This window comes from Henriciella litoralis (assembly GCF_002088935.1).
GTDB classification, from domain to species: Bacteria; Pseudomonadota; Alphaproteobacteria; order Caulobacterales; family Hyphomonadaceae; genus Henriciella; species Henriciella litoralis.
In genome coordinates, this window is record NZ_NCSS01000006.1 from 1,431,370 (window position 1) to 1,444,312 (window position 12,943).

Sequence of the window (12,943 nt, forward strand, 5' to 3'; positions counted from 1 at the left end):
GACGCCTTTTCTTTACCCCGCTTTCCAAAGGATTAAAGACAGACGCCATGAGCCGACCTGCAACGACCCGTTCAAGAAAAGCCCCCGACAGGGTCTGGCAGCGCATGCTGTCCGGGCGCCGTCTTGACCTGCTTGACCCATCACCATTGGATATTGAGGTCGACGACATTGCGCACGGACTGGCCCGCGTGGCCCGCTGGAATGGGCAGACTCTCGGCGATCATGCCTTTTCCGTCGCCCAGCACAGCGTCATCGTGGAATTCATCTGCGGCGAACTCGAACCAGGCCTTAAACCTTTCGAACGCTTGATGGCGCTGCACCATGACGCGGCCGAATATGTCATTGGCGACATGATCTCACCGTTCAAGACCGTGCTCGGCGATGGCTATAAATCTGTGGAGAACAGGCTGACCGAAGCGGTTCACCTGCGCTTTGGCCTGCCGGCGCGTCTGCCCGCACCGCTTAAACGTCTTATCAAGCGGGCCGATCATATCTGTGCCTGGTTCGAAGCCACGCAACTTGCCGGATTTTCAACGGGGGAAGCGGACAAATTCTTCGGCACGCCGCCCGACGGTCTCGAGATCGAGCTGCAGCCCGAAGCCCCTACCCGTGCGCAGGCCGTCTTTATCAGCCGCCACGAAGCCTTGCTGGCGGCGATGGAGGGGCGCACCTGATGACGGCGACGCTGATCATTGGTCTCTCCGTCGTGATCGTCGCGATGAATGACGAAGACCCGGGCGTGCTGGTGGCCCGGCGCGGCAGTGATCTCGCTGCCCTGCCCTTCGGTACGTTCGATCCGGCAACGCATCGCACCTTTGAAATCGCCCTGAGGGGCTGGGTGCGGGAGCAGACCGGCTTTGATCTTGGCTATGTTGAACAGCTTTACACCTTTGGCGACCGGGACCGTGAAACGCCCGAAGCCACGCTCGCAGATGCGCCGGCCAATGCCCGCGTGGTATCTGTCGGTTATCTCGGCCTGACACCTGACCAGCAAGACCTGCCCAAGCAACTCAAAGCGCGTTGGCGCGGCTGGTATAGCCATTTCCCATGGGAAGATCATCGCACCAGCCGCCCGGCCATTATCGACGATGAAATCGCGCCGCGTCTGGCAACCTGGGCCGCAGGTAGCGATGCGCGGCAGGCGCGGGTGCACCTCGCTTTTGGCCTGAACGGGCATGACTGGAGCGAAGACCGTGTGCTGGAGCGCTATGAGCTGCTCTATGAAGCCGGGCTCGTCATTGAGTGTGCCCGCGATGCCGGCCTGCCTCTGCCGGATGTCAAACTTGGCGAACCGATGGCGTCCGACCACAGGCGGATTCTGGCCACCGCGATGGAGCGCCTGCGCGGCAAGATCCGCTATCGTCCTGTCGTCTTCGAACTAATGCCGAACCGGTTCACGCTGTCTGCCTTGCAGGCGACCTGCGAAGGTGTTCTCGGCCTGCCGCTTCACAAGCAGAACTTCCGGCGTTCGCTGGAGCGCACGGGGCTTGTCGAAGGCACCGGCGAGATGATGTCGGCAACAGGCGGGCGACCGGCTGAGCTTTACCGCTTCAAGCGTGAGAAAGTCCGCAAAAGCGCGGCGCTTGGCATCTCAGCGCCGACGGTGCGCCGCGAGCCTTAATGATGCAGCTGCCGGATGCGCGCCCAGACGCGTGGGTTGAATACGGCAAGCAAGAGCGGGAACAGCACAAAGCCGCCCGCAAGACCGCCAATATGCGCCGCCCAGGCTAGCCTGATCCCAACCGCGCCGGCCAGCAGCTCGCCGGTCACAGCAATCGCAATGTTGATCAAGAGCCAGGGCACCGACATGCGGATCGCCTGCTTATAACCGCCCATGATCCAGCCGACAGCCGGCAAGAAGCCCGAGAGGGCAGACGACGTACCGATCGCGAGTTCTGACTGTCCGGTAAGGTCACTCCATCCAATCTGGAACAGTGCGCCGGCAATGGCCGCCCCGACAAAGAAGATCAGGAAGCCGAGCGCGCCCTTAAGGTCTCGCCCAAACGCCATGGCAATCGGCGGCCCGAAAGCGACCATCGCGGTCATGTTCATTGCAAGGTGAAAGATACCGCCATGCAGGAAGACGTGAAGGACAAGCGGCGCGAACCAGCCAAGTGGCCGATAGACGCCCTGAAAATCGGGGCCGCCAGCGATTGCACCTGCCTCAAACATCCATTCGGAAATCGATCGCGGGAAGAGAATCGAATTCTCAGACATCAACTGCACCGTCGATGCGGCGACGATGGCCACCGTCAACAGGATGACGATCAGAGGCATGCCAAAACCAGCCGGAGAAGGCTGGCCCGGCGGCGAGTCAGGGGACGGGTTGTATCTCACGCCGGTCGATATGGGGAGATATAGCGTTGCCTTCCAGCATCAGCTGCGGCTGAATCGATGCCGTTGCGGAAAGAGGTCCGTTGCAATTTGGTCACATATCTTGACCTGACGACACGTTTATATGCAAATATTTTTCTTGCAGTTAAGTTTTTAAGGGTTTTTTTTCTAACTAACGCCCCTCAACCGAGAGTCTCATGCCTTTTAATCATGGTTGGCAACTATATTAAAGTAGCTTGACCACACGGGGTAATGCCCGCATTCCTTAGGCAAGGTTCCTATAAAGAGAACTTCACATTCGGTCTATCTAGGGAGGATACATGACCAACAGGCTGCTCTATACGAGCGCGCGCTCGGCTATTGTGCTGGCGCTCGCCACAGGTTTCGCTTCAGTTGCTACTGCACAGGAAGACGATGCCCCAGCTACAGTTCAACAACAGGCCGATGAGGGGGATCTTCGTCAGGAAAAAGTGACCGTCACCGGTTCTTTCATTGCCGGCACACCCGAAGATGCCGCGCTACCTGTCGACGTGTTCAGCGCTGAAGACCTCGAAGTTTCCGGCGTCAGCTCGCCTCTCGAATTCATCAAGTCGCTGCCTTCTGTGGGCTCGGTTCTTGGTGATTCGAACCAGTTCGCCGCAAGCGCCCAGGGCGCTCAAGGCCAAGGCTCAATCAACCTTCGCAACCTTGGTGCCACGCGCAACCTCGTGCTTCTCAACGGCAAGCGCACCATTGCCTCGCCGGGCGATGGCTACGCAAACACCCAGCTTATTCCGCTGTTTGCGCTTGAGCGTATTGAACTGCTCAAGGACGGCGCGGCGGCCACCTACGGCTCCGACGCCATTTCGGGCGTTGCTAACTTCATCACCAAGACCAATTTTGACGGTATTGAGCTGAAGGGCGACTTCAAGGCAATCGACGGCTCAGACGGCGATTATGAAGTCTCAGCCCTGTTCGGGAAGAATTTCGAGAACGGCAACTTCATGTTCGGTGTCGGTCAACAACACCGCTCAGAACTCAAAACGACCGAACGCGACTTCGTGAACCGCCCTTATAGCGTAAACCCTGCGCAGTGGTCGGTCCTCGGCAATCCAAGCACATATATCCCGAAGCTGGGCCCAATCAGCCAAGGTGCCGCTGGCACATCGCTAGGCCTTGTTGTTGACGGCCAGGCCATCAACACCTGTGAGGCCATGGGCGGCATTGTCGGCTCGACATCTGGTCTGCCGATCTGTCGCTTCTCCTATGTGCCATTCGACAATCTCGTTGAAGATTCCGACCGGCTTCAGGTGTTCACGAGCTTTGAGGCAGAACTCTCGCCCGAATTCCGGATGCACGGCGAAGCCCTGTACGCCAATTCGGAAACCACCAACAACCGCTACTCGCCTTCATTCCCGCCGACCCAAGGTCCAAAGGGTCCAGGCAGCACCTATGCGTTTGATGTGCCATCGACCAACCCGGGTTATGCCGCATTCATTGCGCAATCGGGCCTTTCAGGCGGCGTTGCCGACCCGTTCACACCCGGCACGCTCGCAAATACGTTTGGTAGCTATGCCTCGATCCTGCTCGGCCGGCCAATTGGCCTCGGCGGCAATGAGGAACTCTATGGCGGCACTGGCGGTCAGGTCGGTATCGCAGAAGATGACGCGTTCCGCGTTTCCGGTGGTTTTGAATGGGACGTCTGGGAAGACGCAACCTGGTCAAACGATCTGACCTTCTACAAGTCTGATCGTGTCTTCTACACGCCAGACATTGTCGGTCAGCGCCTTCAGGATGCGCTGGAAGGGTTCGGCGGACCAAATTGTGACCGTACATCCGGCACAGCCGGTGTTGGTGACTGTATGTTCTTCAACCCATTCATCAACGCACACGCAAGCAACCCGGCGCTCGGCCTGGACAACCCGGCCTACGTTCCCGGCAACGAGAATAGCCGCGAACTCCTGGATCATCTGTTCCTGCCTAGCGGTACAGACCAGAGCGAGGATTACTTCGTCTACGACACAGTGCTGACGGGCCTGTCAGGTATAAACCTGTCCGGTGGTGAGATCGCATATGCGGTCGGCGGCCAATTCCGCCACTCCAACTTCGCCACCGACCCGATCAACGACATGTCAAATGCGGCGATCAACCCGTGTGCGGTTGAAGGCGACAATAGCTGTCTGACCAATGGTGATCCGATTATCGGGCCATTCATCTTCCTCGGGCAGTACAACGAAGCCCGTCTTCAACAAAGCGTCTACGCCCTGTTCGGCGAAGTGAACTTCCCGATCCTCGACAATCTCGACGCAACCCTCGCGGTTCGGTATGAAGATTATGGGGGCGGTGTTGGTTCAACGACCGATCCAAAGATATCGCTACGCTATGAACCAGCCGATTGGCTCGTCCTGCGCGGCTCCGCCGGCACCACGTTCCGCGGCCCACTGCCTAGCAACATTATTAATGGGCGTCTGGCCACGAACCTCGCCGGCATTCAGGCCGCCAACAATAACTTCAAGTCGGTGGACAGCTACGGCAACCCAGACCTGAAGCCTGAAACGGCCTTTACCTACAATATCGGCGCCGTCTTCGACTTCCCGCACTTCCGGGGTTCTATCGACTATTGGAGCTATGACTTCGAGGACGAGATCACGACAACACCTGCGCAGGCTGTTGCAAATGCTGTCGGTAACGGCCCAGGCGACGGAACGCAGCTTGTGGATTGTAACCACCCGCTGGCCTACCTGCTCACCTTTAATGGCAACACCTGTACCCAAGGCGTGACCACCGGCAATGACATCCAGCGTGTCCGCGTTGATGTCGTCAACGGTCCCGGCATCAAAACGACGGGCCTCGACCTTGCCGCCAGCACCTATTTTGATGTTGGCCCGGGTGAAATGACCATTGGCGGCGCCGGCACCTACACGCTCGACTACGATGTCCGTGAATTCGAGCTTGGTGGCGTGACCTTCGCTGAAGGATACGATGCTGTTGGCTTCCTCAACTGGGATCGCAGCGCGCCTTCGATCTCGGAGTTCAAAGCCAATCTCTATGCCAATTATGCCCTGAAAAATATCAATCTGCGTTACCAGATGCAGTATATCAGCGGCGTAACTGACAATCGTGGCCCTGCAAACGGCAGCGACTTCGGTGTAAGCGCAGACGACTATGTCCAGTATGACATTCTCGGCGCATGGACGCTTCCAGTCAACTTTGCAGAGGTTCAGCTGACCGGTGCGATCGAGAACATCACCGACCAGGACCCTGCGGCAGCCCGCACGGAGCTTTCCTACAATCCGTTCGTCGGCAATGCGCTTGGCCGCACTTACTCGATCGGTCTTACCCTGCGCTACTAAGCGTAGGTAAGAAGATACTTTGAGAGAGCCCGCTGCCTCGTGCAGCGGGCTTTTTCTTTGCCGCCACGTCACGATTGATTTTCAGGCTGGTCGCGGCAGGATCGCCTCATGGCAAAAGCACGTGACATTACTTTCGACAGTCTGAGACCACCCGCTCCGTGGATGGACGAGACACATTCAATCTGGCGCAACTCGGTTCGCGGCTTCATCGACAAGGAGCTGGTCCCCAATATTGAAGCCTGGGAAACCGCCGGTGTCATCCCGCGCGAGGTCTATCCCAAAGCCGCCGAAGCCGGTCTCATCGGCATGGGCTATCCGGAAGAATATGGCGGCGCCGGCACCGATTTTGACAGGTTTCACGGCACGGTCACGTCCGAAGAGCTCGCGCGTATGGGCGCTGGCGGTGTCTCCTCAGCCCTGATGATCCATGGCATCGGCCTGCCGCCTGTCATGGCGCTTGGCAATGAGGACATGAAACGTGAAATCGCGCCGCAAGTCCTCTCCGGCAAAAAGCAGATCAGCCTTGGCATTACCGAACCCGGCGGCGGATCTGATGTCGCGCAGCTGAAAACCAGCGCCAAAAAGTCCGGTAATGGCTGGGTTGTGAACGGCTCCAAGACCTACATCACCGGCGGGTGCACCTCGAAATGGCTGACCACAGCCGTTCGCACGGGCGGCCCCGGCATGGGCGGCATCTCCCTCATGCTGATTGATCTGGAGGCCGAAGGCGTCTCCCGCACGAGCTTGCCAAAAATGGGCTGGTGGGCGTCTGACACCGCCACGATCCACTTTGATGACGTCTTCGTCCCGCCCGAAAACCTGATCGGCGAGTTGGACAAAGGCTTTTACGGCATCATGGCCAATTTCAATGGCGAACGTCTCGGCATGGCAGCCCAGGCCACCGCTTATGCGCGCGTCTGCATCGAGGAGGCGGCCGCCTGGGCGCAGCAAAGGGAGACCTTTGGCAAACGCCTCGCCGATCATCAGGTCATTCGTCACAAGATTGCCAGCATGGCGCAGCGCGTCTGGGCATCAACGGCGATGCTCGACCAGCTCACCTGGCGCGTCCAGAACGGAGAGCAACCTGTCGCAGAGCTTGCCATGCTGAAGGTTCAGGCCACCGAAACCATGGAATACTGCGCCCGCGAGGCGATGCAGATCCTTGGCGGCGCTGGCTTCATCCGCGGGCACCGCGTCGAACGCATCTACCGCGAGGTACGCGTCATGGCGATCGGGGGCGGCTCTGAAGAGATCATGCGGGACCTCGCCGCTCGTCAGATGGGCCTTTAGCAAAAAACCAGATACGGCCCACACGCCGCGCTTAGGCAAAAAAAGGGCCCTGCCATATATCGGCAAGGCCCAGAGGGGAGGTATTGAAAGGTGAAGGCCTGGGGCCCGCGTCCTAGAACCTGTAACCGAAGCCGAGACCGACGATCACAGGGTTGATTTCGACGTCAGCGTCGACCTTCACGCTTGAGACACCGAGGGACGGGCCGAGCGCGCTGGTGAAGTCGACCTTTACGTCAGGCTCAATCCAGACCTTCTTGACGTCGGCATTGAATGCCCAGCCGCCGGGCACGCCATCCAGGTCATAGTCAAAGCCAGCCTGGAGCGCGAAGCCGACAGATGGGTCATAGTCGATGCCATCTGCGATAGGGCCTTGGTCCTCGTTGAAGAAGAAGGTCGCATTCACACCGGCGCCAACATAAGGCTTGAGCGCTCCGTCCGTATTGAAGTGGTACTGAAGCGTCAGTGTTGGCGGCAGCAGCCAGACATCCCCAAGATCGATGGTCGCATCCGTCATGACACCCGGCACAGTGACGCCCGTGGCTTTAACATCGTGCGGGGTTACACCCAGGATCAGCTCTGCTGCGATGTGGTCAGTGAAGAAATAGGTGATGTCGAGTTCGGGCACATACTGGTCGCTAATGTCCACTGTGCCTGGCAGGCTCGTACCACCAACCGACAGGTCGGCGCTTTCGTCCGGCAGCACGCCGATCACGCGCCCGCGCACCATCCAGTTGCCGGTTTCGGCATAGGCTGGCGCTGTGCAGGCAAGGGTCGCTGCACCAGCGAGAGCAGCAAGATAAATCCGTTTCATCTGGAAACCTCCTCAAGAAATGATGAGACCAGCTAACCCCTTGTGATAATATCGAATATTGCCCTCTTTGCCGCGCGCCTGCTTGCCGCGCGGCAAAGACGCCCGACTACGCATCTGTCCGTATCGACACGGTGGCTCGCGGCGCTTTTTACTGGAAATTCCGGACAAAACACCCGACATTGCTGCCATGGCCCATGCTGAACCACACACGCACGTCCACGCCAACACACCCTGCAGTCCGCAGGATGTAGACTCCTTCCTTGAAGAAGCCGAGCTGCTTGCAGCTCGCCGCGGGCAACGCCTCACAAAGATTCGCCGCAAGGTGTTACGTCTTCTTCTGGAAAGCTCTGAGCCGTCAAAGGCTTATGACCTGCTCGCGAATCTCGATGGCGAAGGGTCTGCCAAGCCGCCGACCGTTTATCGGGCGCTTGATTTTCTCCAGGACGTTGGGCTCGCCCACAAGATCGAGAGCCTCAACGCCTATGTCGCGTGCGGGCATACAAGTCACAAGCACTCTGCCGTCTTCCTTATTTGCGAAGAATGCGGTGCGGCCGAAGAACTTCACGCCACAGCGACGACCGAGGCCCTGAAGAGCGAAACCAAGGCGGCCGGCTTCCAGATGCGCCATGCCGTTATTGAAGCGCGCGGCGTCTGCCGCGTGTGTGCGGCAGAGTGAGAGGGCTTGCTGCCGTCTTTATTGCCTGCTCAGTGTCGTTGGTCGCTCAGGCAGATCCGGCAGATTTCGAGGATGCGGTAAACATCGCGCATTGGTCAGGCTGCGTGTACGAAGAAGGACTTTCCCCTTATCCGATACGCCTTGCGGCGCAAGACAACGGCTTCCTCGTCGAATACCCGGGACTATGCACCGGCGCTCACAACGCCATGGACGGCACATCACCTTTTGATGCGATTGAAATCATATCGCTAGGCGCCGATCAGTGCGCGCAGAGCGTGCCGCTTACCTACACGATCAAGAAGCGCAAGCTGCGGATCGAGTATCATCTCAATGACCGTAGCGCCCAAGCCTTGCTCCGCCCTGCCTTGCCCGGTGCAGCTCTGCCGACATGCGACACAATAGGAGCCATCTCATGATCGACCTCTGGAAAGGCAGCGCGAATACATGGGATTGCGACGAGATGGGGCATATGAATGTCCGCTTCTACGTCCGCATGGCCTTCGAAGGCATCGGCGTGCTTGCAGGCCAGTGCCATCTGTCTCACGCCTTCAAACCGGAATCCCCGTCAACGCTGATCCCTCTGGAGCAGCACATCCGCTTCATGCGGGAAGTCCATCCCGGCCGCCCGCTCTCGATGAAGGGCTGCCTGCTGGATGTTAGCGAGACGGGCGCCACGCTGTACCAGGAACTGGTGCATGCAGACGGTGTCCCCGCGGCCTCGTTTCGCACGCGCCTCGCACATGTCGGGTCCGACTCACTGAAGCCCTTCGCCTGGAGTGACCGGTCCCGCGATGCCCTGACAACGCTGATCGGTGAGGCACCGGCGGCCACAGCCCCGCGCGGACTGGATATGTCGAAGGCAGCAGCCTCCAGCGAAAGCATCACCCGCGAACATGCCATCGATGAGGGCGTGCAGGTCATCGGGTTGGGCATGGTCCCGCCCGGCGATTGCGATGCTTTCGGGCGAATGCATCCTCACATGTTCATCGGGCGCGTCTCCGATTCCGTGCCGAATTTGCTCTATGACTGGCGTAAGAAAATCGCAGCCTCAGTGCCTGGCAGCGAGATGGGCGCGGCCGTGCTTGAAAACCGCATCATCTACCGCGCCTGGCCGACGGCAGGCGACCTGTTCGAGATCCGCACCGCCATGGCCAGCGCGCAGGAAAAGACCCACTCCCTGGTGCACTGGATGCTGGACCCTGTTTCGGGCAAACCATGGATGACGAGCGAAGTCGTTGCGGTGACGTTTGATCTTAAATCCCGCAAAGCCATGGCAACGCCGCCCGCCCTTCTCGACGAACTAGCAACGATCGCGCCGGGCAATCTCTACCTTTAAGCGCGCCGAATAGCGGCCTTAGTGATTGCCGTGCAGGCTGCGGCGCATCAAGCTGTCTTCAGATAGCGAATACCCATCCACCATGTGGGTGAGCGTGCGAGACAGCTCATCGCGCACCTCAAACGGCACTTCCATCGGATGGAAGTGCGTCGCATTCGGCCGCTCCTTCAATACGATTTGTGGATAGACTTTCAGCATCCGCTTTGTGACAGCATCGGTCAGGACAGCCCCGATCTGCGGTCTGAAGATGACCACTGGAATATTGTTGTCCCGAATTTTCCGCAGCGCCTTCCACGGCCGGTTACGCTGTCCAGCAAAGGTCGCCGCCTCCCAGGCGGGCTCACAGGTCAGGCGCCAGGTTTGTTTCTTGCTGCGCGGCGCATTCTCATCGATGCGGTGCAAGCCATCGCGCAGATAGTCTTCCAGGAAGGGCTCGCGCCATGTCTTGAACGCCCCTTTTCCTTTGTAAGCCTCAAATGCTTCTTTCGGCCCACCGAACTCGGCCCGGCGCTGACGTGCGCGGCGCGCCATGCGCGTATTTTGCGACACCAGCGACGTCAGCGGCATCGTGTGCATGTTGAAATAGAAGCGCTTGGAGAAGACAACCGGATCAACAAGGATCAGGGCGTTCACAAGGTCGGGCCGCTTGCCGGCGACCAGCATGGAGACACATCCCCCCAGCGAATGACCGCCCAGCACAACCGGTCTGGCGGCGCGCTTTTCAAGGAAGTCGATCACATCGTCGCGGTAGACTTTCCATGACTTCAGCGACTTGGGGTCAGCGGTTAGCGTTGTGCGCCCATGCCCCCGCATATCAAGTGCAGCCACCCGGCGGCGTTCTCCCAGCGGCGCCAGAAGAGACTGATAAGTCATCGCATTAAAACCGTTGGCGTGCAGCCAGACACCGGCGAGATCGAAATCCTTGTTGCCAAACTCAATGGCCGCCATGTCGCCATCAGATGCTTCAGTCATATACCGCCGCATCAAACTGCTCCGAAAACCTTGCGAAGCAACGCTGTTGTCCGGGCGACCGGATTCTCCCGGATTTTGGTCTCTTCCTCGGCGAGATAATCAAACAGGCCGTCGAGGCCGTACTGGACAGCATGATCAGTCAGCGACGACTTGTAGTCACCCGCCGCGGCCGCCAGCATCGGGACAGAAGACGTCGCCGAATCCAGAGACTGATAAGCCCCGGATGAGGAAAGCGCGGACTGGACGTAAGGCTTGAACGTCGTGCGGAGCGACCCTTCGGTTTTGCGACGCAGGAAATCGGTTGCCGCTGTATCGCCCCCGCGCAACAGGCTGACAGCATCCTCAATCGTGATCGATCGAACCGCGTCAATGATAATTTCCCTGCCCGCAGGCACCGCATCTTCCGCAGCCCGGTTCATGCGCAACTGCAAATCATCCAGCGGCGCAGACAGACCAATACGCTTAAGCTCCCGCTGCGCGTCGCCAAGCCGACCCGGTAGCGGAATACGGATGTGCGGATCAGACCAATAGCCATTACGGACGCCAAGCTCGCCCGCGACCCGGTCGGTTCCGATGATCAGCGCCTCGCGAAGCCCTGCATCGATTTCATATCCTGATAGGCCTGCCACACCAGCGCCCTGTCCATAGGCTCCGATCGCCTCGCCAAGCACATTTCCGAACCCGGCTCCAGCAGCACCTGACTCACAGCCAGCGGGCAGACAGCAGGCCAGCACAGCCCCGAACACAATACGACGCATGGGATTCTCCTTCGTCCGGAGAGACTGCACGCTGGGGTCTATTTTTGTAAAGAACTCTTAGAGCAGATCGCGCAGCGCCTGCACAATCTTTGCCGACTGTGTCGGTTTGCGCACAATCGTTACCTGCGGCCATAGCTTCCTGATCGACGAAAAATCTCCGCCGCCACTATAGAACATGAAAGGCACAGCCTGATCGGCGAGCGCCTTGGCAATGGGCAGCGAGTCGCCATCAGCCAGATTGTAGTCCAGCACGGCACCGTCGAGGTCTAGCTCCTGAACGGCGCGGAGCGCATCCCGGCATGAACCTGAGATGGCCGGCACGATCGCGCCTGCGTGTTCGAACGTGTATTTCAGATCGATCGCAACGATTGGCTCGTCTTCAACGATGAAGATACGTCGCCCTGCAAGCGGAGGCGCCTTGGTGATGATATCGCTTTGCGGCACGTCTCTACCTATTCGTCGCGGTGAATGCGGAAGATCGCAGTTGCTCGGGTGTGAAGACCAGCCTTTGAGCTCAACTCTGCACCGATGAACAGCAACGTGCGCGTCTGACGGTCAACGTCGGACTGAATTGCGCCCTTTCCGTCTCCAAGAGGCGTGCCGGTCACATCCATGCTGATTGACACAAGGTCCGCCTTACCATCAGCCGCCAGCGTATTCGCATGATGCGAAAGCGCCTGCACGAGAAGCGCTGACTGGATGCCCGGTCCCTCGCCATTGGCGTCAAAGGAAGACGTATTGTCCGTCTCGAAGGTCAGAGGTGGGAGGCCAGAAGTCGTCTCGGTCATGGTCATGCAGAGCTAGCTAGCTTTCATCTACACATTTGGAAAGGCCTGCCGCAGTGCAATTCCGCAGGCAAACCTCTTTTGTGACCAAATTCAAGAAAATTAACCTTGATTCAAGCGACAGCGGCTGTCTGAACCTGGTCCTCTTCGACGGCACCGGTTCCGAACAGATCTCCCAGATGGCCAAAATTGTAGATACCATAGCTGTGTTCGACATGATCGCGGACACAGCCGAGCAGGTCTGCAATCTGACCGTGCCCAAGCCTCAGTTTGTGAAGGCGTGAAAACATCGACATCGCCACGTGGCGGCGTCCGCCTGGCGTCTGTTCGATCAGGCGGGCAATCGGTCCAGTGGCAAGGCCGCTGGTTGATGCTGTCGCTGCAGCGAGCGTTCGTGCGCCCGCCATGCGCGAGAAGACTTTCTCGATTTGCGAGGTTCCTTGCCGCTCAATCGTGCTGAGCAGAATACCGATGGCCTGACGGGCATCTTCCGGGCTGATTTCGAGCTTTTCGGCGGACTGCTGCACCAGGTCTTTCAGCATGGGGTGATCTCCTCGTCACATCTGTGTGTGAGAGCAAGATACGCGTCCCCGGTTGCGCGAAAGTTACCGAAACGCCCCTGTCATGTTCATTTTTGGTACTGTTTTCT

The 12,943-nt window shown here is 58.8% G+C and carries 14 protein-coding genes; 7 read left to right on the forward strand and 7 right to left on the reverse strand.

Features of this window, described 5'->3' with window-relative positions; genetic code table 11:
* The first annotated feature begins 47 nt into the window (after positions 1 to 47).
* A complete protein-coding gene (locus tag B8783_RS10375) occupies positions 48 to 674 on the forward strand; it encodes an HD family hydrolase (protein ID WP_233355747.1) in 627 nt (208 codons plus the stop codon).
* The gene (locus tag B8783_RS10380; protein ID WP_084420057.1) at positions 674 to 1,621 is read left to right on the forward strand and encodes an NUDIX hydrolase; all 948 of its coding nucleotides are present in this window, start codon (positions 674 to 676) and stop codon (positions 1,619 to 1,621) included. Before B8783_RS10375 ends, B8783_RS10380 begins: the two co-directional genes overlap by 1 nt.
* Here B8783_RS10380 and B8783_RS10385 read toward each other — a convergent pair.
* Entirely contained in the window at positions 1,618 to 2,277 is a 660-nt protein-coding gene (locus tag B8783_RS10385) for a rhomboid family intramembrane serine protease (protein WP_084420058.1), read from the reverse strand. The two genes, B8783_RS10380 and B8783_RS10385, sit on opposite strands and share 4 nt — an antisense overlap.
* A 377-nt stretch (positions 2,278 to 2,654) precedes the next feature.
* Between B8783_RS10385 and B8783_RS10390 the strand changes: the two genes are divergently transcribed.
* Both B8783_RS10390 and B8783_RS10395 read left to right on the forward strand, forming a co-directional pair.
* Complete coding sequence (locus B8783_RS10390) at positions 2,655 to 5,666, forward strand: TonB-dependent receptor domain-containing protein (RefSeq protein WP_084420059.1); 3,012 nt, start codon at positions 2,655 to 2,657, stop codon at positions 5,664 to 5,666.
* Positions 5,667 to 5,774: 108 nt separating this feature from the next.
* The gene (locus B8783_RS10395) at positions 5,775 to 6,956 is read left to right on the forward strand and encodes an acyl-CoA dehydrogenase family protein (protein WP_084420060.1); all 1,182 of its coding nucleotides are present in this window, start codon (positions 5,775 to 5,777) and stop codon (positions 6,954 to 6,956) included.
* Positions 6,957 to 7,068: 112 nt separating this feature from the next.
* Here the strand turns inward: B8783_RS10395 and B8783_RS10400 are convergent, their stop codons facing one another.
* On the reverse strand, positions 7,069 to 7,767 hold the full coding sequence (locus B8783_RS10400; RefSeq protein WP_084420061.1) for an OmpW/AlkL family protein: 699 nt from the start codon (positions 7,765 to 7,767) through the stop codon (positions 7,069 to 7,071).
* Positions 7,768 to 7,954: 187 nt separating this feature from the next.
* Between B8783_RS10400 and B8783_RS10405 the strand changes: the two genes are divergently transcribed.
* Genes B8783_RS10405 through B8783_RS10415 form a run of 3 tightly spaced genes read left to right on the forward strand, consistent with a single transcriptional unit; the run spans position 7,955 to position 9,779 of the window.
* Positions 7,955 to 8,443, forward strand: a complete 489-nt coding sequence (locus tag B8783_RS10405) for a transcriptional repressor (protein ID WP_084420062.1) — start codon at positions 7,955 to 7,957, stop codon at positions 8,441 to 8,443.
* Positions 8,440 to 8,859 carry a hypothetical protein gene (locus tag B8783_RS10410; protein ID WP_084420063.1) on the forward strand — a complete coding sequence of 140 codons (420 nt, stop codon included), beginning with the start codon at positions 8,440 to 8,442 and terminating at the stop codon, positions 8,857 to 8,859. The genes B8783_RS10405 and B8783_RS10410 overlap by 4 nt, the downstream gene beginning before the upstream one ends.
* Entirely contained in the window at positions 8,856 to 9,779 is a 924-nt protein-coding gene (locus B8783_RS10415) for a thioesterase family protein (protein WP_084420064.1), read from the forward strand. The genes B8783_RS10410 and B8783_RS10415 overlap by 4 nt, the downstream gene beginning before the upstream one ends.
* 18 nt (positions 9,780 to 9,797) lie before the next feature.
* Here the strand turns inward: B8783_RS10415 and B8783_RS10420 are convergent, their stop codons facing one another.
* From B8783_RS10420 to B8783_RS10440, 5 genes are all read right to left on the reverse strand, one after another.
* Positions 9,798 to 10,751 (reverse strand): alpha/beta fold hydrolase, encoded by a 954-nt coding sequence (locus tag B8783_RS10420; protein ID WP_324612777.1) that lies wholly within the window; start codon positions 10,749 to 10,751, stop codon positions 9,798 to 9,800.
* A gap of 11 nt (positions 10,752 to 10,762) precedes the next feature.
* Positions 10,763 to 11,509 carry a DUF4197 domain-containing protein gene (locus B8783_RS10425; RefSeq protein ID WP_084420065.1) on the reverse strand — a complete coding sequence of 249 codons (747 nt, stop codon included), beginning with the start codon at positions 11,507 to 11,509 and terminating at the stop codon, positions 10,763 to 10,765.
* A gap of 57 nt (positions 11,510 to 11,566) precedes the next feature.
* A complete protein-coding gene (locus B8783_RS10430) occupies positions 11,567 to 11,953 on the reverse strand; it encodes a response regulator (protein ID WP_169711775.1) in 387 nt (128 codons plus the stop codon).
* An 8-nt stretch (positions 11,954 to 11,961) separates the two neighbouring features.
* Positions 11,962 to 12,297, reverse strand: coding sequence for a hypothetical protein (locus tag B8783_RS10435; protein WP_139792328.1), 336 nt, complete (start codon positions 12,295 to 12,297; stop codon positions 11,962 to 11,964).
* A gap of 110 nt (positions 12,298 to 12,407) precedes the next feature.
* Complete coding sequence (locus B8783_RS10440) at positions 12,408 to 12,836, reverse strand: hypothetical protein (RefSeq protein ID WP_084420068.1); 429 nt, start codon at positions 12,834 to 12,836, stop codon at positions 12,408 to 12,410.
* Positions 12,837 to 12,943: the final 107 nt, after the last annotated feature.